This window comes from Flagellimonas profundi, from assembly GCF_017313275.1.
GTDB lineage: Bacteria > Bacteroidota > Bacteroidia > Flavobacteriales > Flavobacteriaceae > Flagellimonas > Flagellimonas profundi.
Genome location: NZ_JAFLNM010000002.1, coordinates 887,626 through 910,102, shown reverse-complemented (window position 1 = coordinate 910,102; position 22,477 = coordinate 887,626). Strand labels below are relative to the sequence as shown.

The 22,477-nt window shown below is 40.3% G+C and carries 20 protein-coding genes and 1 tRNA gene; 5 read left to right on the top strand and 16 right to left on the bottom strand.

Features of this window, described 5'->3' with window-relative positions; genetic code table 11:
• Window positions 1-109: 109 nt before the first annotated feature.
• From J0654_RS13025 to J0654_RS12995, 7 genes are all read right to left on the bottom strand, one after another.
• On the bottom strand, window positions 110-562 hold the full coding sequence (locus J0654_RS13025) for a GNAT family N-acetyltransferase (protein ID WP_207029519.1): 453 nt from the start codon (window positions 560-562) through the stop codon (window positions 110-112).
• A gap of 14 nt (window positions 563-576) precedes the next feature.
• Window positions 577-1,515 carry a TolB family protein gene (locus tag J0654_RS13020; RefSeq protein ID WP_207029518.1) on the bottom strand — a complete coding sequence of 313 codons (939 nt, stop codon included), beginning with the start codon at window positions 1,513-1,515 and terminating at the stop codon, window positions 577-579.
• A 34-nt stretch (window positions 1,516-1,549) separates the two neighbouring features.
• Window positions 1,550-1,942, bottom strand: a complete 393-nt coding sequence (locus J0654_RS13015; protein WP_207029517.1) for a hypothetical protein — start codon at window positions 1,940-1,942, stop codon at window positions 1,550-1,552.
• 179 nt (window positions 1,943-2,121) lie between these two features.
• Window positions 2,122-2,964 (bottom strand): Rossmann-fold NAD(P)-binding domain-containing protein, encoded by an 843-nt coding sequence (locus J0654_RS13010; RefSeq protein WP_207029516.1) that lies wholly within the window; start codon window positions 2,962-2,964, stop codon window positions 2,122-2,124.
• Window positions 2,965-2,966: 2 nt separating this feature from the next.
• Window positions 2,967-3,482, bottom strand: coding sequence for an anthrone oxygenase family protein (locus J0654_RS13005; protein ID WP_207029515.1), 516 nt, complete (start codon window positions 3,480-3,482; stop codon window positions 2,967-2,969).
• Window positions 3,483-3,489: 7 nt separating this feature from the next.
• Window positions 3,490-3,897 carry a DUF5367 family protein gene (locus J0654_RS13000; RefSeq protein WP_207029514.1) on the bottom strand — a complete coding sequence of 136 codons (408 nt, stop codon included), beginning with the start codon at window positions 3,895-3,897 and terminating at the stop codon, window positions 3,490-3,492.
• 91 nt (window positions 3,898-3,988) lie between these two features.
• Complete coding sequence (locus J0654_RS12995) at window positions 3,989-4,882, bottom strand: helix-turn-helix domain-containing protein (protein ID WP_237685985.1); 894 nt, start codon at window positions 4,880-4,882, stop codon at window positions 3,989-3,991.
• 211 nt (window positions 4,883-5,093) lie between these two features.
• Between J0654_RS12995 and J0654_RS12990 the strand changes: the two genes are divergently transcribed.
• The 3 genes from J0654_RS12990 (at window position 5,094) to J0654_RS12980 (ending at window position 8,035) form a co-directional block, all read left to right on the top strand.
• On the top strand, window positions 5,094-6,047 hold the full coding sequence (locus J0654_RS12990; RefSeq protein ID WP_207029513.1) for a GlxA family transcriptional regulator: 954 nt from the start codon (window positions 5,094-5,096) through the stop codon (window positions 6,045-6,047).
• 78 nt (window positions 6,048-6,125) lie between these two features.
• Window positions 6,126-6,884: a DJ-1/PfpI family protein gene (locus J0654_RS12985; protein WP_207029512.1), complete on the top strand. Its 759-nt coding sequence runs from the start codon at window positions 6,126-6,128 to the stop codon at window positions 6,882-6,884.
• A 53-nt stretch (window positions 6,885-6,937) separates the two neighbouring features.
• Window positions 6,938-8,035: a heavy metal-binding domain-containing protein gene (locus J0654_RS12980; RefSeq protein ID WP_207029511.1), complete on the top strand. Its 1,098-nt coding sequence runs from the start codon at window positions 6,938-6,940 to the stop codon at window positions 8,033-8,035.
• 200 nt (window positions 8,036-8,235) lie between these two features.
• Here J0654_RS12980 and J0654_RS12975 read toward each other — a convergent pair whose 3' ends face one another.
• From J0654_RS12975 to J0654_RS12950, 6 genes are all read right to left on the bottom strand, one after another.
• Window positions 8,236-11,115 carry a M61 family metallopeptidase gene (locus tag J0654_RS12975; RefSeq protein WP_207029510.1) on the bottom strand — a complete coding sequence of 960 codons (2,880 nt, stop codon included), beginning with the start codon at window positions 11,113-11,115 and terminating at the stop codon, window positions 8,236-8,238.
• Window positions 11,116-11,276: 161 nt separating this feature from the next.
• A complete protein-coding gene (locus J0654_RS12970) occupies window positions 11,277-11,735 on the bottom strand; it encodes a carboxymuconolactone decarboxylase family protein (protein ID WP_207029509.1) in 459 nt (152 codons plus the stop codon).
• A 72-nt stretch (window positions 11,736-11,807) separates the two neighbouring features.
• Window positions 11,808-12,635: an N-acyl homoserine lactonase family protein gene (locus J0654_RS12965; protein WP_207029508.1), complete on the bottom strand. Its 828-nt coding sequence runs from the start codon at window positions 12,633-12,635 to the stop codon at window positions 11,808-11,810.
• 55 nt (window positions 12,636-12,690) lie between these two features.
• A complete protein-coding gene (locus J0654_RS12960) occupies window positions 12,691-14,025 on the bottom strand; it encodes an NAD(P)-binding domain-containing protein (RefSeq protein ID WP_207029507.1) in 1,335 nt (444 codons plus the stop codon).
• 57 nt (window positions 14,026-14,082) lie between these two features.
• Window positions 14,083-14,652 carry a TetR/AcrR family transcriptional regulator gene (locus J0654_RS12955; protein WP_207029506.1) on the bottom strand — a complete coding sequence of 190 codons (570 nt, stop codon included), beginning with the start codon at window positions 14,650-14,652 and terminating at the stop codon, window positions 14,083-14,085.
• A gap of 137 nt (window positions 14,653-14,789) precedes the next feature.
• A tRNA-Gln gene (locus J0654_RS12950) sits at window positions 14,790-14,861 on the bottom strand.
• 170 nt (window positions 14,862-15,031) lie between these two features.
• Between J0654_RS12950 and J0654_RS12945 the strand changes: the two genes are divergently transcribed.
• Entirely contained in the window at window positions 15,032-18,373 is a 3,342-nt protein-coding gene (locus J0654_RS12945; protein ID WP_207029505.1) for a glycosyltransferase family 117 protein, read from the top strand.
• Window positions 18,374-18,407: 34 nt separating this feature from the next.
• On the opposite strand, the gene J0654_RS12940 is transcribed toward J0654_RS12945, so the two are convergent.
• Window positions 18,408-18,707, bottom strand: coding sequence for a thioredoxin family protein (locus J0654_RS12940; RefSeq protein ID WP_100817192.1), 300 nt, complete (start codon window positions 18,705-18,707; stop codon window positions 18,408-18,410).
• Between the two features lie 367 nt (window positions 18,708-19,074).
• Between J0654_RS12940 and J0654_RS12935 the strand changes: the two genes are divergently transcribed.
• The gene (locus J0654_RS12935) at window positions 19,075-20,379 is read left to right on the top strand and encodes an OmpP1/FadL family transporter (protein WP_207029504.1); all 1,305 of its coding nucleotides are present in this window, start codon (window positions 19,075-19,077) and stop codon (window positions 20,377-20,379) included.
• 82 nt (window positions 20,380-20,461) lie between these two features.
• On the opposite strand, the gene J0654_RS12930 is transcribed toward J0654_RS12935, so the two are convergent.
• Both J0654_RS12930 and J0654_RS12925 read right to left on the bottom strand, forming a co-directional pair.
• Complete coding sequence (locus tag J0654_RS12930; RefSeq protein ID WP_207029503.1) at window positions 20,462-21,694, bottom strand: metallophosphoesterase; 1,233 nt, start codon at window positions 21,692-21,694, stop codon at window positions 20,462-20,464.
• Window positions 21,695-21,748: 54 nt separating this feature from the next.
• Window positions 21,749-22,468 carry a copper homeostasis protein CutC gene (locus tag J0654_RS12925; RefSeq protein ID WP_207029502.1) on the bottom strand — a complete coding sequence of 240 codons (720 nt, stop codon included), beginning with the start codon at window positions 22,466-22,468 and terminating at the stop codon, window positions 21,749-21,751.
• Window positions 22,469-22,477: the final 9 nt, after the last annotated feature.

Sequence of the window (22,477 nt, the reverse complement as noted above, 5' to 3'; positions counted from 1 at the left end):
TTATGTTTTAGTTTGGGAAGCAATAAATTGCACCGCCCCTTCCCTTGGCAAACATATGCAAGATGAAGAATCAAAATCTTAATCTTCTTTAAGAAAAGCTGATTTGGACTTAGAAATGCATCTTCATGCCCTCATGGGTAGCCTTAAACCCTAGGGACTCATAAAAACGGATAGCATCGGGGCGTTTTTTATCGGTGGTCAATTGGAGTAAATGGGCGTTTCGTTCCTTTGCTCTTCGGATGGCCCACTCAAAGACTTTTTTACCGATGCCAAGACCACGATGATCTTTATGGACGCGAACCCCTTCAATCTGGGCCCGAATACCACCTTGGTAGGTCAAATAAGGAATGAATGTCATTTGAAAAACAGCAATGACCTGACCGTTTTCGTTTTCAATAACTATCAGTTCTTGGTTGTGGTCCGAATCTATGCGCTCAAAGGCATCATAATATTTTTTGGGCAATGGGATGGTATAGTTTTCCCGCTTACTCCCCAAAGCGTCGTCTGCAATCATTTTAACAATGGTCGGCACATCTTCAGAGGTTGCTTTTCTAAATTCCATGACCTTAACAGTTGTTAGTTTGCGCCAATGTTCTTCTCTATTTTTTCTTTTATGGGCCTGAAATCCACCCAATAAATATCCCCATCATCATCTATTCCCCTATGAAAGAACAAATACTTGCCATCCGGAGAAACACTGGCCGTCATTTCAGTTTGATCAGTGTTTATTTCAGGTCCCAGATTAAAAGGTTTTGACCACGCACCATCTTTATTGAAACTGATGTATAAATCACTTTCCCCGTACCCTGATTCATGTTCAAAATCATAGATCAAATAACTTTCGTCCGGTGCAATAAATGAATGAGCTATTAATTTGCCCGAAGCGTTTATTTCCCCCTCCATTCTTTTGATGCTTTTATATTGACCATCTTCCCTAATTGAATTATAAATAACCCAATCTTCTGGTTTGTCGCCTTTTTCTCCAGTGGTAAAATATAAATTGCCGTTCTCTGAAGATGTTAAGTACATTATTACAGACCTATCTACAAATGGCTTTTCCAATGGTTTTGGCTTACTCCAACCGTTGACGGTTTTTTTACTGTACCATTGATGTAACCCTGTTGATCCAATTGTATCGTTAAGGGGCCTTAAACTTCCAAAATATAGTTTATCACCTTTAGGGTTGATATGGGGCTCAAAGTCCCATCCTTCGGTTGCAGTAAAAAATGCTGATTTCGGTTTAGACCACTCGCCATCAGTTAATTTCATGGCATAAATTTCATTGTCCTCTTCGGGTTTTCTTCGCGTAAAATACATTTCGTCCATTTCTGGGGAGAACGTAATGGCAAAATCCTTCGCTTCTTTTATGGAAACAACTCCAGGACCAAAAACCAATGGCTTATCCTTTGGGATATGATCGCTCAGCAATGTAAGACTTGATTTTTCACTTTCCTGACAGGATGAAATCAAGAAGGCCAATAAAGGTAAAATGATAAAATATTGTGTTTGTTTCATTGTTTTTTTGATTGATGATTGATAAAATTAAAAATTATTGCCGCTTTTCCTTCTTTAATGTAGTGAGCAATAGTAGCACAAATGCAAGTCCAAATCCCAAAACTCCAATATTGGTTCCGAAAAGTGTTTTCTCACTCCCGTCCAAATATTTCATGGATCCGCCATATAAGTCCTTCAAAATATAGGCCACTAGAAATCCCCCGGTAATAAACATACTTGCCATCGCACTGATTTTTATTTCCTTTTTAACCCAGACCAGCCATAGACAAAATAACCCAATTCCAGAGTTCGTGATCAATTGCCAGACTTCATGGATTCGCACATGGGGCGTCCAATCCGGATTGAACACGTGGGTGTTGTTTATTTCCAAAAACGGGACCGCAACGGCATACAGCACAATGCAGAAGGTGATGATATATTTGTTCATTTTATGATTGATTATTATTTCAATTTTATCTGTAAAACAGGGAAAGGTCAATTTTAAAGGTATTCATGCTTTACTGTTTTTTGTGCGTTTCTTGAAAATGTGACAAAATTATACTTATGCCTCCTAATTAAAATTGACCTTGGTTATTATGCAAAGTGGAGTTTGGTCAATAACATTCGCTAAACGGTTTGCACCGCTCTATCCCAAACACTTGTTTTTGCAGTTTCCTTCACGTACTCCAAGAAACTCTTCGGCTTGCGTTTGAGTACTTTTTCTATATCGTTGGTGGTTTCTGAAACCATAGGATTCCCTAACACTTCGGTGAACAAATATTCGATCAACCAGACAAAGTCCGCTGGCACATCATGTTCTTTCATGGCCACCACATATTCTTCAATGGAAATCGGAGCAAAAGCTATATCCCTGTTTGTGGCGTTGGCAATTTCCGCAATGGCTTCTTTAAAGGACAAAGTCGTTGGCCCGGTAAGCTGATAAATATTCCCATTATGCTCATCATGAAGCAGCGCTTCCACTACCACATCGGCAATGTCACCAGTGTCCACATAAGGCACTTGCACCTCAGCTTGTGGCAATGCAACAAATCCTTGTTGGATGGGTTCCAAAAAGAAACTTTCACTAAAGTTTTGACTGAACCAACTGGCACGTACAATGGTATAATCCAATCCTGAGTGAATGACCACCTGCTCACAAAGTTCTGCTTCCCGTTCACCCTTCCCGGAAAGTAGCACCACCTTTTTCAAGTTCCTTTTCTTTGCCAAACGGATAAGTTGTTCAATGGATTGTAATGCTCTGGGCACTGCTAGATCGGGCTGATAGGTGATGTACATTTTGTCAACTCCCTCAAGAGCGTTCTCCCATGTATCCTCATTGCTCCAGTCAAATGCTGGTTCTGAGGACCTTGAACCTATTCTTACGTTTTGGTTGAGGAATTCCAAACTTTCAACAACCTTACGTCCTGTTTTACCGGTTCCTCCGATGATTAAAAAATTGTCTTTTCTCATGATTATAAATTTATATTTGAATTGATTTGATTTTGTAAAAGGGTAAGGATCAGCAGCAAAAATGATAGTGCCGAGGTAATGGTCCTTATCAGATGTAGTCTGTTCCATTTGTTCTCAAAACTGTTTCGCAGAGCCTTCAACTGATCTGGGGAAGAGTTCTCTAAATCGGTACTTTCCAGCATTTCATTTAGGGGCACGTTACCAAATATGGTAATCACCACAACTCCAGCCACAAATAGTATCCCTGCTGCAAAAAGCATCCAAAAAACCGGGTTGGGCTGTTGTCTGTTGAGATATATGTTGGCAATGTGGGCTAAAAACGGCCCAAAAAACACCACCAAAAAAAGCGGGTTGATAATGGCCCTGTTCATTTCTTGAAAGGATTGTAAGTATCCAAGATCATCCAAACGACCTATTCCCGGTGTTATGGCATTGGCCCAAGTAAAGCAGAGTCCTGCGGTTAAACCTGTGAGCAAGATGGTGCTGATCGTTGTGATTGTGTTTATAGAGAATTCCATAGCAGTCTTATAATCGGTTTATGGATTTTACTTGTTTCGGACGGACCCTTACATACCAATAGAGGGTAGCAAAAGCGACAAATTCCAATGCTATCAACCAGAAATCGGTGGAACCAAAAAAGCTCGCATAGCTCCCACCATAGGGGATAATCAACATGGGAACAGTGATCAAGGCATCCAATGTGGCACTGGACAATAACATCAACAATCCCAGAACAAATCCCTGAGGGGACTTCTCTTTTTTATAATACATCCATGCTCCCAACCATACCAAAGGAGGGACAACCAATGCCAATCCTATATTGGCCTGCAAATAGCGGTCTTCCATAATCGGCAACATGTATATGGCCGAAAAGGCAGAAACTCCAAGAGTCCAAACCAAGGTTCCAATTGCCAAAGCTTTTACTGTCTTCATTTTTCCTGTTTTTTAGATTACAGGACAAAACTACACTGACAGTCAGGCCTTTATTTATTCCAAAAGGAGTATGATTTGTTGGAAAGGGAGTTTACTTGATTTGGCTGGGACGGTAACCAAATTTTTTCTCGAAGGCATTGGAAAAGGAACTCAAACTATCATAACCTACATGCCATGCCGCTTCCTGTACGGTTGCTTCTTGGCTACTGATAAGTTCATGGGCAGTTTTCAAACGTTCGTTCTGTAGGTACTTGAATACCGGCACCCCAAAAAGTTCTTTGAAATTCTTTTTAAGGCTATAGCTATTCAGGCCTATTTTGCGCGACAGCTCGGACAGTGAAGGAGGATTATCCAGATTATCGATCAAAATTTCCTTGGCCCTGTACAACTTATCCCGTTCCGCGGTATTGATTTTCTCAGTTTGCAAAGTGGCCAATTGTCCGAAAAAATGGGACAGCAAGGCCGTCATTTGGCTACGGAAGAACATCATTTTGGTTTTACCGTGGTATTGCATGTTAAAAACCGAATCCACAATCCGATCCATATCGGGGGTCATAAAAAATTTTGGTCCTTCAACATAGTGATCCGAAGGATTTACCAATTCATTCAATAAGGATGAAAAAATTTCACCTTCTTCATTGGGGAGATTTTCCAAGTTTCTCAAAGCGGTTGCAATAAGGACACACCGAAGGGGCTTTTTCGGCGAAACGGTATGCTCGAACTCAACATTGGAATCGGCATAAAATGAAAGTGCCAATCCTTTGGTATAATTGAAAGCTTTGGTTTTACTACCGTATTTTACGTTTAGGTCTACATTGCCAGATCCATAAAAAGCAACGGCAACTACGGGTTCATCAAAGTAACAGGCATCCACAACTACATTTGTGCTCGTAGCTTCCTCTACCAATATGGTGAAATCGTTGATATCAATAAAGTCGCGGGTCATAACAAAGATAAAATCCTTTAAAGATAAACAACCTGCCATAAACATCATCGTTAAAATAATTTGCGCATCTTTACTCCTTTACTCCTTGTCTCACAGATTGTATACTTTTTCAAAATGATATTACTTTTCTTATTTTCACAATAAACGTAAGTTCAGTCTCGAAAGGCTAGCTTTGATATGGAAAAACGGAAATCCATGTAAAAATCCTGCTTTACTTTTTCCTGAGAGAAATTTGATTACATCTAAATTATTGGAAACAACCATTTTTATTATTGTACCTAGTGGGGTCCACCCTTTGGACCTAACCGGTCCTGCCCAGGTGTTTTATGAAGCAAAGACCCTTGGAGCCGAGTTTGAATTGACATATGCAGGAATTGAGAACGTGGAATCGGTACATTCCAGTGCAGGGATAAAATTCGGGGGATTACGTTCCTGGCAAGATACCTCTCCTAAGGAAAATGACATCATTATCTTACCTGGTGCACAAATGGAACAGATGGAGAAATACAACCGAGACACGTATGGCGCTTTTTATGATTGGTTGGTGCTTCAATATCGCAATAAGGTGTGCTTATGTTCTATTTGTACCGGGGCCTATTTTTTAGGTGTTGCAGGATTGTTGAACGATTCATCATATACCACACATTGGCGTTATCACGATTATTTTCGCAAAGCCTTTCCCTATGGTAAACTGGAAACGGACCATTTTTTTGTTTCAAACGGCAACCTGATTACCAGTGCAGGCATTAGCTCTGGGATAGATCTATCCCTACATCTTGTGGAAAAACGATATGATAGTGCCTTGGCGGCCGAGGTGGCCAGAGAGTGCGTCCTCTATCTTCGTCGTGGACCATCTGATCCCCAGTTATCTGTATTTATGGATTACCGAAATCATATTGATGATAGGGTTCACAAAGTGCAACAATATATTTCTGAAAATTTGGATACTTCGTTGCGAATTCCAGAATTGGCCGAAATTGCAATTACCAGTCCCCGAAACCTTACACGTAGGTTCAAAAAGGTCACAGGTATTACCATAGGTGCCTACATTGACCGTCTTAGAGTTGAATATGCCTATCAACTACTAAAAAAAGGCTTGGTTTTCTCCTCCGTTACACGGCAATGCGGTCTAAAAAGCGAAGAGCATCTAAGAAATTTACTCAAAAAACATCGAAATCAACTCCCTTCGGACATTCTGTCCTAATACCAAGGGATTGTGTCCTTTTCTTGACATTAGCTTTTCAAGTTATTTGTACCTGTAATCAAACTACATGATTTAAGTATGAAGTCCAAAGTAATGTCAAACAGGTTAAAAAGTATCGTTGTTTTATTAATGGTTGCCATGATTCCTCCATTGGAAGCCAAGGGAGGTGAATCAGATACGATGTATTCCCCAATACAATCACCATCAATCTGTCAAACAAGTAATTTAAAAATGAACCCCACCCCAAAAAAGCAACTACGAGTCGCGGTATTTCTACATGAAGGAATCGAGATTCTAGATCTTGCTGCACCGTTGGAAATATTTACCATTGCCGGAATGAACGTATTTACAGTAGGAATCACCGACCAGCCGGTAACCAGTCAAGGAGTACTTACCCTAACCCCCACCTACACCATAGAAAATGCTCCGAAAGCCGACATTGTAGTATTCCTTGGTGGAAATGGGAGAAGAGCATCTGAAAACGCAAAAATTACAGATTGGATAAAGAAAATATCCCCGGAAACAGAACAATTTGTTTCAATTTGCACTGGAGCCTTCTTCTTGGCCGAATCGGGTCTGTTGGATGGTAAAACCGTAACCACCTTTCATGATGCAGTGCCACAACTCAGGAAAAAAGTCAGTAATGCAACGGTTCTGGATAATACAAGATTTGTGGACGACGGTACCATTTTCTCTACAGCTGGTGTTTCGGCCGGTATTGACGGAGCCTTGTACTTGGTGGAAAAATGGATGGGGAAAGATGTAGTACAACAGGTTTTGGAATATACAGAGTATCAATGTTGGGATCGGGACTCAGGGCTTATCCTGAAGCATTGAAGACTATCCCAAGAACATTCTTCTTTTTTAAAATTTAAACAAAAACATACATTATGAAAACATATTTGCTATACCTCGGTCTTTTGATTGTATCATTTTGGTCCTGTAAAGAATCAAAGAAAACAATGGATGTTACGCAATATCAATGCGTACCCTGCGATCTTAGCTGCGATAAGGAAGTTTTCGACCACGAGGGAAAATGTCCTCATTGCAACATGGCCTTGGTCCCAATTGCAGATGAAGACTTTTCCATAGACAAATTGACATTGCACCAAGGGTCAGGATCATTTCCCATGCAAGTGAAAACAGAAAGCGGTCCAAAAGACATTTACGTATTCTATCACATGCCCAAAAATTTTGATCCAGAATCCAAGATTTTGATTGTAATTCCAGGGTCGGGTCGCAATGGTGACGATTACCGTGATGCTTGGATAAGAGCTTCTGAAAAACACAATGTATTGGTTTTAGCTCCAATATATCCAGAGCCTACCTTCGGATTTGACCAATACCATCTTGGAGGAGTATTGACCGACATAAATATTATGGAAATCGCTACACCCGTAAAAGGCACTAACCAAGTTCGCCTCGACGAGTCATTGCTTCAATATAAAACGGTCCCAAATAGTGAGTTTTGGATTTTCGACGACATGGACCATATTTTTAACGCTGCAGTTAAAGCGACAGGGTCCCTTGCCAAAACTTATGATGTATTTGGACATTCGGCCGGAGGGCAAATCCTTCATCGATTTGCCATTTTCCATCCAGAATCAAAGGCAAATAGAATTCTTGCAGGAAATTCAGGGTTCTATACCCTACCGGATTTGGAGCATCCACTATTTTTTGGGTTAGGCGAAAGCCCTATGAACACAAAGAGCCTAAGAAAATCCTTCAATAACAAACTGGTGGTTTTTCTTGGGGAAAAGGACAATGCTTCAGAAACAGGAGGCACTTTATTACTATCGCCTACGGCGAACTTGCAAGGACATCACCGATTGGAACGAGGACACTATTTTTACAATTTTTCCAAAAAACTTGCCGATTCCCTTCAGACTGATTTCCAATGGAAGCTTCATGTGGTCCCCGGCGTTGGGCATGAGTACAAGAAAATGAGTGCTGCGGCGGCGGAATACCTCTATTCTTTGGGCGATTAATCATTTTTAAACAATGCCATCCAGAAGAAAGGTTTATCAACCGTCCAAAATAAAAGGTTCGCAGATCAATGTTTTGCCGGATAGGTAGGGACGAATACTTTTCCTGCTTTACCTGCATATGTATTAAGCAAAGTATAAGCCAAAAAACAATCCCTGCAAATTTGTATTTGCAGGGATTGTCAATTCAACCTTAATTGAAATCAATCATTGGACATCTCAACTTCCAACAACATGGTATCCAGCTTATCTCTGCTAAACCAGGTACCTTTGAGCATAACCCCTTCAATTGATTTTGTATTTCCGATATCTTCGAGTGGATTTTTATTCAACAAAACCAGATTTGCATTTTTTCCCTCAGAAATTGTTCCTTCAGAAGCTAAAACATCTAAATATCTAGCCGGAACAATTGTGCTTGATTTTAATATTCCGTAGGGTGTCAATCCAACTTCTTGTAGAAATTCGAATTCATTATGCAATGAAAATCCCGGAATCACCATCCCAAAGGTATCACTCCCTGATAGCATGGGTACATCATGATTAGACAATATTTTGGTGAATACCTTCATCCATTCATAATAACTTTCGAAAAATTCCAATGGGTCCATTCCCAAATCAATTCTATCCTTGCCATTGGCAAAATCTGCGCGGTAATGATTTTCATCAGACAACCAATACATAGCATCCTTTTCTGGAAGATACTTGGCCAAGTCATTTGCTTTTAATTCTGTGAACTTTTCTTCATCAAGATACTGGGTGATCATTTCGAAAATCACTAAAGTGGGAGCCACATAAACTCCGCTATCCTTGATCTGTCTTGCAGCAGCATTTAGAAAATCCAAATCATGGTTTAAATAAGTGAAATCTTCTGAGGTATTAAAAATATAAATGAACTCCTCTACGTGTTCAATGGATTTCATCCTTAATGAGAACTCCAATGGTAAATTATGTTGTGCATGCCCGATAACAGGAATGTTGAACCTTTGTGCCTCTTCCAACAAGTTTAGATAAACTTCTTTGGCAATTTCCCTTCCATCACCAATTTTAATAAAATCGTAACCGCTGTCCTTATGCTGATGAACCTCCTTTATGGCATCTTCAATAGTCTGTAGCTTATCGGCTTGCAAGTAGGGTCCAGTGGTATAGTAGTTTGGACCTAACAATTGCCCCATTTTTATTTTTTCCCGAATTGCAATATGGTCCTGCCCATCATATTCGCCCATGTTTCTTGCCGTGGTAACTCCATTGACCAATAATAGTTTGAACTCGGTTTCTATATCCCGATCATTGTTTCTCCAATGATAGTGCATCTCTGAAAGTCCGGGTATCAAATATTTATCTGTTCCATCAATCAGCAAATCAACAGGGGTTCTAGGGTTGATTGTGTCGGTTACTCGGATGTCCACTATCTTACCGTTCTCAATCAAAACATCCTGATGTTCAAGAACAATCTCCTCGTTCATTGGTATGACGTTGACATTTTCAATTAAAGTGGTTTTTACCGTGTTCTTGTTCAACCATACATTTCTTAAACGTAACTTGAAGGGTTCTGGATTATCGACTGATATAATGTGTCCGTCTTGAATGATCAATCCAACCTTAACCAAATATTCTTGATAGTTTATCGGTTGGGAACCCACCACATGTTTTTGCATAAATGAACCGATAGAAGGATAGGTCATCTCTGTGATATCCCCAATCAATTCATCGTCCATGAACGGGTTATTTTTGCCATATTTTTCAGACAGCTCTTTTATCAACGACAATAAACTTCTTTTCCCATTGCTTTCTTCCCGCATCAGGATATCCAAACACATTGCAATCAGTGCTCCCTTTCTATATACATTGGGGTAGTTGACTTTAAATTTTTCAGTTAAAATGTTCTCACTCATGGTGGTGAAACTCAAAGAATCATTAAATTTTTTTGAATCATTGATCTTATAGGCCATTTCATCATAAAAACCCTCCTCCGAGACTAGGTGCTGATCAACTTTGAACAGTTTGGAAAAATATTCGGTAACACCTTCATATAACCATAGATGTTTTGAAAATGTGGGATTACTATAATCAAAATAATGAATGTCCTCAGAATGAATTGTCATGGGTGTCACGATATGAAAAAACTCGTGCGCCATCATATCGAACATGATGTTATAAAGCTTTGTTTCTTCCCAGTATTCAGGCATTACGATCACTGTGGATGTATTGTGTTCCAATCCACCAAATCCTTTTGGGGAATCCTCCTTACCATCTGACAAGTACACTATGATGCTGTAGTTTTTGGCACCTTTGAAATTTCCGAGATAGGTTACTTGGGCCCTCAGCATTTGCAACAAGCTCTTTTTGACGCTCTTGGCTGAATACCTCTTATTGGGAGAATAAACACCCAATTCAAATTTTATATTACCTACTTTAAACTTTTCGATATCCAAATCGCCAAACATCATGGGATTGTCCGTAAGGTCAAAATAGCGCGGGGCGATATATTTTAAGGTTCTTTTTTCTCCATCAACTGAGAGTTCCTTGGTCGAACATTTTAGGGCTGACGTATATTTAAAATCAACCGGGGTTGTTATGTCCAGTTCATAGGGACTGTTTTTGAGCGAATCGAAATAACCCACAAAAGCATGAAGATTCAATACATAATTACCTGGTTCAATGTTTGTGCCGGATGGTGAAAGCGGAATATTTGGAATGCCCGACCTTTCCATATCAAAAGTATCGTTTACCCAATACTGAATCTTATCCAGGTTTTGTGCGTTGTGGATTTTCCAGGAATTGGCATCTATGGGTAAGGCCAATAGTTCGTTGCCCTTATAATCAAAAGCCTTAAACTGTTCAACAAATCTACCATAGTCTCCAATAGCATAGGTTCCTTGAATAACCTTGGGCAACCTATAAATAACCAAATCAACATCAAGGCTATCGGGGTCAATAGTGACGGGAACTTTATCCTTTGCCACCATGGTCAAATCTATGGAGGCCACTATTTTGGGTTCCACATTTTCTTGTCCACTTACACGAAAAGCACTCAATGTCCAAATGACAAATAGGACAAAGAAAGGGGGAATTACATTTTTCATTTTGTTCAATTATTATTAGTCCAACATGGTTCATCCAATTCATGCATTAAAGGGAAGGGAATACAAAACCTTGAGGTATCCTCCTTCCCTAAAAACCACAAAACATTAGATTTCGACCAGTGTAAACTGTGTTTCCAATTAATTGGATAATTGGAATGCTTTTAGACCGTTTCTTTTACTTGATAATTTCCAGGAACAAACCTGAAGGTTTTCATCAAGCGGGTCCATGTATTTATTTGGGAAATCGCCAACGTTAAATAGCAAATCTCTTCCTTGCTAAAATGCGGGGTCAATGCATCAAATGTTGCTTCGGGCAAAGGATCTCTGCTCATCTTGGTAAGTGCATCGGTCAGGTTGAGCGCTGCCTCTTCTTTTTCGGTGAAATATGGGGTCTCTTTCCATACGCATAAGGAAGAAAGTCTCAGATCAGTCTCTCCTAGGTGTTTTAGTTCCTTGTGGTGCATATCCACACAATAAGCACAACCGTTTTTTTGGGCAACCCGCAATCTTATCAGTTCCAACAGCTTAATCCCTAAAGGGGATTGATTGATAAAATCTTCCGTCGTCATTAAATTTTCGAACATTCCTTTTGGAATATCATAATAGGTAATTCGTTCCATAATATTTGTTTTTGAAGTTTATAATTATTGCTATTCCTTTAATTGTTTTAATCTGTGGCCCGGCACCATTTTTTACCATTGAACCACTTGTTCATGTTCTATTCTTTCCGGGATCAATGGGTCATGTGAAGGCAAATAGATAGTTGGATTTTCTCTTGAAAATGCCAGTATGTTTTCAAGGGTTCCAATACTCTCAACAGTACCTATTCCATCAGGCACCTTATTGAGCAGATTTTCTTGGGTGTAGGAAGTGTCCCCCGCCAAGAAATAATATATCCCATCTATTTCTACTATCACGGAAATATGATTGGCCACATGTCCAGGAGTAGCAACGATCATTACCTTGCCGTCCTTGGTAACGGGCATACTCTTATCAAATGAAAAATAAGGTTTATCCGGTAGGTCTATGAGTATTGGATCAAGCCATTTGGGCCATCTATGGGGTAAATATCCTGCCAGGATACCTTTTAATCCGGATGCATTTTTAAACTCTTTCCTTTCAATAAGGATATCAGCATTGGGAAAATGATGTAAGCCTCCGGCATGGTCTGTATGTAAATGCGTTAATACTACCTTATTTACATCTTTTTTGGGGTCAATTCCCATTTTTAACAATTGTGGACCAATTTCATCTTCTGGCTTTACATCAAAATCTACGGCCAATGCGTAATAAGGGTGCCATTTCGGAAGATATCCTTTTACACTTGTTTTATAGGTTTCGCCCGTGTCAACGACTATAAAACCTTCTTCATGTTCAATCACCCATGCATAGATCGGAACCCAATCGGCCCATTTTTTACTGAACAAGACTTTGGCCATTGGAGGGGTGATTCCGTTGGTCCTGCTTATTTGACTTTCTTTGATTCTAACTTTCCCTGTTTGTATTCTTGCTATTTTCATCACCTACATCTTTATATTTTCAATACTATTTGGGCTCTTTCTTCGGACACCATTTCTAGCCTCCGCAACTGGTGTCGCACTTGGCCTCTTTATTTGTCTTTTCCATCAACCCAGAGCTACAGACTCCAGTTTCGGGTAGATGTAACTCTACCTTTTTTGCGCTTTCATAATCCCCGTTTATATGGGCGACAATCGACCTTACCTGTTCGTATCCTGTTGCCATTAAAAAGGTGGGGGCCCTACCGTAACTTTTCATGCCCACGATGTAAAAATCTTTTTCCTTTTGCCTTAGTTCTGACTCACCATGGGGGCGAACCGTTCCACAACTATGAATATTGGGATCGATCAAATCGGTTAATGCCGGAACACATTCCAAAAATGCATCGGACTCAAATCTGACTTCCCTTAAAAAGTCAAAATCAGGTCGTGTGCCAGTACAACTGATTATTTCATCAATTCCACCCAATAGGAATAATTCTTCTTGTTTAGTGCCCCTGATGAGCAATCCATTTATTGTTTTCCTTATTTCGTTGATGTAAACCGGTGTGTGGACTTCCACGGCACCAGTATTGACGAGCCTCTCTATGGCAATGCCCAAAGCTCCCCTGGATTTAAATTCATCGGCCTCTTGACCACCATAAACATCTTCGACTCTTTCCTTTCTCAGGATCCAATGAATCTTGGTATTTGGAAATTCTTTGGAGATTGAGTTCAGAGCCAATATGGACCCAATGGCCGAATGTCCTCCCCCAACAACCAAGATGGATTTGTTAGCGAATGTTTCTCGTGCCTTGCCTTTAACGTCTGGCATTCCATAATGGATGAGTTTGCGGTTCTCAAGTTCACCAACAGCAAATATTCCCCCAGAACCTATGGGGTTGGGGTTGTGCCATGTACCTGAAGCATCTATTACCCCTCTTGCCGAATATGTTTTAAATTGACCATTTTCTTTTACCTGAATGGAAAAAGGCAATTTTTCCCTACCAAGGGTTTTTGTTTTATCCAGTCCTGTTCTGCCAATGGCCAAAACTTTGGAGTTTAAATGGATGTTCTCTTTTATTCCTTTTAATTTTGCAAGTGGTTTTAAATATTGATGGACAATTTCATTTCCGCTGGGGACAAGTTCTTTGTTTGGTATTTCCACATGCTCTGCTCTTAAAAGTTTTTCGGCCACTTTATCGATATTGTATTCCCATGGTGAAAACAAAGGCACATGCCCCCACGATAGAATATTGGCCCCGACTTCCTCTGCAGATTCGAAGAGAACAAAATTTTGGCCGCAATTTTTTAAATGAGCCGCTGCCGCTAGACCAACTGGACCTCCTCCAATTATAGCTACGGGTAAATCTTGAGTCGTGGGATTTATTGTTTCAGTATTAAAAGCGTTCATGTTTTTTTATTTTGTGTACTAAAATGGTTTTTTGAGTACTATTGGTTTAAAAAAAATTTAGTCTACCATGATACCATTAAGAAAAACATTCGTTACCTCAGTATAAATGTCTTGACTGTTCATGTTCAAAAGATCGATATATCTATTCTTTAAGGGCAACTCCATAAGATTGAAATAGATTGCGATAATTACATCCAGATTCACATCACTCTTGACAATACCTTCGTCAATTCCAATTTGAAAAAGCCTTCGATAATATTTGTTGATTCGTTCTATTCTGTTCTTTTGATATTCATCCCAGATATCAGGTGTGTTTATTTCTAAATCTTTTAAAAATTCCTCACTGACATTCAACAATAAATTTCTAGTGAAATCAGAAATAGCGTCTAGCTTTCCTTTAAAGCTATTTTGATCGTCATCTAAAATTTCTTCTAGTTTAGCATTTATTTCATTGTTCAAACTCTCCATGACCGCCTTGACCAATTCTTCTTTGGAGTCAAAATGATTGTAGAGGCTACTCTTGCTAGTCCTAAGTTCCTTAACCAAACTATCCATGGAAACCTTATAGAAACCATACTTTAGAAACCTTTCTTTGGCGACACGCAATACCCTAGTTCGAACATTCATAATTATATGTACTATTTCAGTTCATTTAGTACAAATATATGCAAATTTTTTTAATTTCATTTAAATCATCCCATTTGGATAGGAATTAAGCCCAATAAAAAACCCTTCCAAATCAAACGACTTAGAAGGGCTTTAAGTTGACCCACTAGGACTCGAACCTAGAACGACTGGACCAAAACCAGCTGTGTTGCCAATTACACCATGGGTCAGTGCCTTATTTGAGCGTGCAAATTTAAAACAAAGTTTGGTTTCAACAAATATTTTTGGCAAGAATACATGCTATTTTTCTTTATAACGGGTGTTAAAGGTTTTCCAAAAAGCGTTAGGCTTCTGTTCTATATTTACTAAATTCGCCACAATTCGGTTAACAACCAACTCTATGTTTGCAAAAGACTTCAAAAAATGGGACACCATCCTCGGGTGGGTTTCCTTCGCCATCGCGTTTATAGTTTATGCCCTGACCGTTGAACCCACAGGAAGTTTTTGGGATGCAGGGGAGTATATTTCCACCTCGGCAAAATTGCAAGTAGGACACCCTCCAGGAGCTCCATTGCTTCAAATGATAGGTGCTTTTTTCGCCATGTTCGCCTTTGGTGACGAAACCAAAATAGCGCTCATGGTCAATGCGGTATCCATAGTTTCAAGTGCATTTGCCGTTTTGTTCACCTTTTGGACCATTACCAATCTGGTAGGAAAAATGGTTTCCAAAAAAGGTGATTTATCAAATAGTAAGGCTATTGCCATATTGGGAAGTGGTCTTGTTGGAGCGTTGGCCTTTACTTTTTCCGATAGTTTTTGGTTCAATGCCGTGGAAACCGAAGTATATGCCATGGCCAGTTTAATTATGGCTCTATTGCTATGGTTGGGTTTAAAATGGACAGACAATTTGGGCGACCCCAGAGGGCATCGTTGGCTTATGCTCATCTGTTTTGTAATCGGACTAACCTTCGGAATCCAGTTTATGGGATTTTTGGCCATTCCATCCATCGGGCTGCTCTATTACTTTAAAAAATATAAAACCACTACGGTAAAGAATTTTCTGCTCGCCAATATAGCGGTAGTGGCAGTTCTTATATTGGTTTATAAATTTTCTTTGACCTATGTGTTGGAGTTGTTTGGTTGGAGCGAGGTATTCTTTATCAACGAAATTGGACTTCCTTTCAACTCGGGTTCCATTATTATGGGGCTCCTTTTTATAGCTGCTTTTTATTTTGGACTGAGATATACCCGAAAAAACAATTACTACAATTTGAACATTATTGTTCTCTGCCTCATGTTCCTTATTCTTGGCTTCTCCTCTTGGTTGATGCTTCCGATAAGAGCTAATGCAAAAACCGTAGTTAACGAAAATAATCCTGCCGACGCAAGGGCCCTACTGGCATACTACAACAGGGAACAATATCCGGGTGTGGACAGTCCCGTATACGGAGCGTATTATTCGGATACCTTTGCTCCTGCCGGAGAAGACAGGGACGACAGCCCCAAATATGAGAAGGATTTGGAATTGGGGAAATATGTCATCGTAAACCATTACAAAGGGGCTATTCCAGGTCCCAACGAAAAACACGTGGGCATTTTACCCAGAATGTGGAGCGATCAGCATGCCGAAAACTATATGCGCTATTTCGGAGCGTTGGATTTCCGGATTAAATCAGAATATATCTCCAACAACGAACTTCGCGAAGCTGTAAATCAATTTAAGACAGCTTACTCCCAAGGTGAATTGGATAGTGAGCAGTACATTCGCTTTTTGCGCGAGTTCGGGGAATACATTGAAGTGGAGCCTCCAACATTGGGACAAAACCTGGAATATTTGTTCGATTTCCAGTTCAGTTACATGTACATGCGTTACTTCATGTGGAATTTTGTCGGAAAACAGAATGATGTCCAAGGTCGTTATGATGAAAATGGCAATTGGCTAAGTGGTATCAATTTTATTGATAGCATTCGACTGGGCAGTCAGGAAAACCTCCCCAGTGATTGGAAAAACAACAAAGGCCGCAACACCTATTTCTTCTTACCACTGCTTTTGGGGATTCTAGGGATTGTCTTTCAGATATCCAAAAACCCAAAACAGTTTTGGGTGCTGTTCGTGTTTTTCATGTTCACGGGACTTGCCATTCAATTTTATACGAACCCATACATCTTCCAACCCCGGGAAAGGGATTATTCCTTGGTGGGATCCTTCTACGTTTTCTGTATTTGGATAGGAATCGGTGTTTATGGGCTATTTGAAGAATTTAAAAAATTGATTTCGGCCAAAATTGCTGCGCCTGCCATCACAACATTATGTTTGTTGGCCGTTCCTCTTTTGATGGGATATCAGAATTGGGACGATCACGACCGTTCCAATAGGTATACTGCACCATCCACCGCAAAAGCTTATCTCGACTCGTGCCAAGAAGATGCAGGAGCCATACTCTTTACCATTGGAGATAACGATACATTCCCTATTTGGTATGCTCAAGAAATCGAAAAATATAGAACCGATGTTCGCGTAGTCAATACGAGTCTTTTTGCCACCGATTGGTATATAGACCAAATGAAGCGCAAAGCCTACGAGAGCGATGCGATCCCCTCCCAACTTACCCACGACAAGTATAGTTATGGAACAAGGGATGCTGTGTACTACAGGGGGATTACGGACAATCGTTGGAACATCAAGGATTTCATGAACTGGATCGGGAGCGATAAACCCCAAACAAAATTCAGACACATTTTAAGTAGCCAAGGAGCCGATCTGAATCAATATTCGGAAAGCACCTTGGATATTGTGTACTATCCCACCAATAAAATCAGGATTCCCGTTAACAAAAAGAATGTACTGGAAAGTGGTCTGGTAAAAGAAAAGGATTCTGCCTTGATTGTGGATTATATCGATATTGACCTGCCACAAAGCGCACTTCCCAAAAACAGGATATTGATGCTGGACCTTATTGCCAACAACGATTGGAAACGTCCCATCTATTTTTCTGGAGGAAGCTTTGATAGTGCCGAATATATTTGGATGAAGGATTACCTTCAGCTGGATGGTCTGGTGTACAAATTGGTGCCCATAAAAACCCCGAACCGAAACTCCTTTGAAATGGGTCGTATTGATTCAGATTTGATGTACGATATCGTGAAAGACTGGGATTGGGGCAACTCCGGTAGTGATAAAATTTATCATGACCCACAAACACGTTCACAAGGCCTATCGTTCCGAAGCAATTTGGCCCGTTTAATGGAAACGCTTATTGAGGAAAATAAAATTGACAAGGCCAAGGATGTAATCAACATCGCCATGGACAATATGCCGGTAGACCATTATGGCTACTATGCTTTTGTTGAACCTTTTGTAGATGGGTATTACAAAGTAGGTGAAACTGAAAAGGCCCGAGAACTGTTCGAAAAACTCAAAAAAGTATATCAAGAACATCTGGAATATTACGCCAACATCCCTCTGGACGAGCAATACGATAAAATTGACGACATCCTATCCGATATGCAGGCGTACCGAAGAAACATTGATATCCTTATCGATAACGAGGACAAACAGCTAGCAGAATCCGAGACCATTATTTTTAATGAATATATAGATATGTTCTCGCAGTTTGTGGACGATGGAGAAGAGGTACTGGACGAACCAATGCCAATGGATCCGGACATGGGAGATTCAACAATACCACTGGAAACAACGGATAGCATACCGGAGTCTATAATTCCGGATGAAGAACAGTAATAAAAAAAGCGAGGCTAAAACCTCGCTTTTTTTATTATTGGATATATTCATTTAGGATCCCTATGAGCGTATTGGCATCTTGCTCACCACTTTGGCGCCATACCATCTCTCCTTTTTTGTAGATCATTAAAGTTGGCAATCCCTTGATACGAAGTGCCTGTGAAAGTTCCTTGTTCTTGTCCACATCAATTTTTATCACCTTTCCCTTATCACCAAGGGCTGCGGCCACATCACTCAATACAGGATGCATGGAAGTGGATTGCTCGTTCCATTCTGCATAAAAATCTAACAATACTGGAACTTGTAAATCTATGAGTTCACCAAATTTGGACATGTATTCTAAGGTTTACAGTCAAAAGTAAGAAAAAATGTGAATGTTTTACACCCAGTATGTTACTTACACTTACCTATAATGAATTATATACTCGGTTCTTCAAAACCAATCAACCTCACCCTATCAAAAAACCCAAAATATTATTAGGCTTCCTTCTAAATACCAAAGATCATATTCTGTTTTAAAAATTGAATTTAATCCTTGCTTAACGGTTAATTGCCAGAGTATTATGTAGTTCATCGGATTTATGACATTTATCATTACTTTTAGTCTACGTAGTTTATAGGTTTATACCAGAAATAACTTTACAGCAATTGACTGACCATTAACTTATTATTCAGCCACTTACTGTGTAAAACCTCAACAAATGAAAAATATTCTTTTTACACTTGGTGCTCTTTTCATGACCACAGTCACATTTTCGCAGGCCGGACACATTATGCAAGGTGTTGGCTCGGTAAATATGTCAATGGGAGGTGCGGCAACTGCACAGCCTGTGGATATCTCCGGGGCATTGCATTGGAACCCTGCAACCATTTCCGCATTCGATGAGGACATTATCAAATTGGATGTTGGACTCTTCTTTTCCTCTCCAGAACTAAGTTCTACCGTTCCTGAATTCGATAATGAAGGACAGCCCACGGGCAACTTTTATAGTGGAACTACCGAGGATGACCGTGGAATTTCCCCACTACCAGCACTTGCAGCTGTATGGAGCAAGCCCGACAGCAAACACACCTTTGGTGCATCTGTCTTTGGTATTAGTGGATTTGGCGTCACTTTCCCTGAAAATATGTCCAATCCTATAAACATGCCCCAGGCCAATGGTGGATTTGGCAGGATTGAATCCGACTATATGCTTTTGCAAATTGGATTTGCTTGGGCCTATGAAATTACTGATGAACTTTCATTAGGGATACAACCCACATTTAATTATTCCGGTTTAGAATTGATGCCCAACCCTACCGCAAACCCAAACCAAGCTGGTTACCCTTCAACCGATAAGGCTTCCGCATTTGGTTTTGGTGGACAACTTGGATTGTTTTATAACTCAAAATCTGGGTTTAAAGCCGGGGTTTCCTATAAAACAGAACAAAATTTCGGGGAGTTTGAATTGGAAAACACCTATTTGGACGGTTCTACTAGCACCAATAACTTCACTATGGACTATCCCTCCATTTTCTCCGTTGGTTTAGGGTACTCATTAGGAACCATAGACCTTGCTCTTGATTACAGAACTGTGGATTATGAAAACACAGATGGTTTCTCTTCAGTGGGTTGGACACAAACAGGCTCTGTGGCCGGGTTCGGATGGGAAAATATCACTATTATCTCTGCAGGGATTCAATATAAGGGAATCAACAAACTTCCTTTACGCTTTGGATACACCTACAGCTCCAATCCTATCAATAGCGACGTGGCGTTCTTTAATATACCTGCAACGGCAATTATTAAAAATGCGTTTCAAGTTGGGCTAAGTTATGAGGTGAGCGATAGGTTCCAATTAGACGTACTTTACCATTATGGTTCAAGTGGCGATGCCACTTCGGGCCCAGTATTGAACCCACAGTTTATTCAGAACTCCCCACCTTATGGAGCAATTCCGGGTAGTGAAGTATCTTATGACATGACCACCTCTATGATAGGCATAGGGGCATCATTAAAACTTTAAAAGATAATTAGCAACATAACCAACTTAAACTAAAAAAGGCACTGAAATTGATCAGTGCCTTTTTGTTTTGTTAAAGTTCGGTCTAAGCCAGTCCCCTTTTCTTCAAGGTAATCACCGAAATCTCTGGCCAAATACCAAAACGGCCTGGGTAACCTATAAATCCAAACCCTCTGTTTACATTAATAAATTGCTCCATTTCTTTATAAATGCCTGCCCAATATTTGTAGCGCCATTTTACGGGGCTCCACTTTACCCAACCAGGGATTTCGACACCAAATTGCATACCGTGGGTATGTCCGCTCAAGGTCAAATGAAAATGGTAATCATCATGGATCACCACATCTTCCCAGTGTGAAGGATCGTGGCTCAACAATATTTTAAAATCTTCTTTGGAAACGCCTTCTTTGGCTTTTTCTAGGTCACCTGCTTTCTTAAATCCACCGCGGCCCCAGTTTTCGACCCCGACCAAAGCGATCTTTTCGCCATCTTTTTCCAAATATCGATTGGAATTCAATAATAGATCAAAGCCCATGTCCTTTTGCATGGTCTTTAAGTCCTCCAAGTTCTGTGCTTTTTCTTCCTCGGTATCCCAAACAGCATAATCCCCATAATCGTGGTTGCCCAAAATGGAGAATACCCCGTCCTTGGCGTCCAAGCGGGAAAAAACCTCTTTCCAGGGTTCCAGTTCAGTAGAGCGATTGTTTACAATGTCACCCGTAAAGAAGATCACATCGCTTTTTTGTTCATTGACCAGATTAACCCCGTACTCCACTTTTTGGTAATCATCAAAACTACCACTGTGCACATCGGAAATCTGCGTTATCTGATAATTATGGAAAGCGTCGGGTAGGTCATCAAATTCCAACTCGTACTTCAATACTTGATAATTATATTTTCCGCGGTACATTCCGTACAGCAGGGCACCAAAAGGCAAAGCCGCCAAACCAAGGGCAATACCACTAATGAACTTTCTTCGCGAAGGAAAATAACCTGTATCTACATCGGAAACCCCAACAATCTTGTTGTATCCATAACCTACTACGCGGATAACATCTTCCAACAAAAGAAAAAAGCCCAACACCATTGCCAACAAAAAGAAAGCCGCAAAAATGGTTCCTGCAATCGCTGCGGTACCCTTAAACCCATCACCGGGGTCGTAGGTCATTACTTTTATGGTCAAAAAAATCAAGGCGGCCAAAAACAGTACAATGTAGGCCCATTGCATTAACGGACTCTTGAACAGTGTACGGAACGCTTGAAAGCCATAAACGGCGAGCACCACATAGAGGATTGCCAAAATGATAAATCGGGACATACAATTTTTTTACAAAATTAGTGCTAATCTGCTATTAAACAGCGTATTTAAATTTTATTTAACGGCTTTGACCATAGAAGCAAGCGTATCTAAATTCGAAATAGCAACCTTGTTCTCAACCAAATGTTTACTGGAATTCATACTGATTTTCCCTTCCAGATTCAGTTCATTCCCAAATGAGGTGCCCGAACCGTGAATAGCGCGCAAACCGATATCCTTGAATTTCAATGCATTCTTGAGCGATACTCCTCCCCCGGCCATAATGGCGATCGATGTTTCTTGTTGCCAAGCACCTAAATTTTTGATTCCTTTTTCTGCCGATGGTTCTCCACCAGAGGTTAGAATGGTCTGAACCCCAACTGCTTCAAGCTGCTTGATGGCTTCCAAAGGTTCCGAAACCCAATCAAACGCCCGATGAAATGTAAAATGCATTGGTATTGCCAATTCCACCAAGGCCTTTGTTCTTTCAACATCCACGGAAAAATCTTCCATCAAAATTCCAGAAACAATGCCATGCACCCCTAATGCCTTGCACGCCAAAATATCGGCTTTCATTACTTCAAATTCAGCATCCGAATAGGTGAAATGCCCGCCCCTTGGACGAACCAAAACATGAATAGGAATTGTAAGTTCCTTTTTAACCAATTGAATCAATCCAGCAGATGGGGTAATGCCCCCCACGCCAAGCTCCGAACAAAGTTCAATCCTATCCGCTCCTGCCCTCTCCGCATTCCTTGCCGATTCCAAAGAATTGGCACAAACTTCTACCAGCATATCGTATAT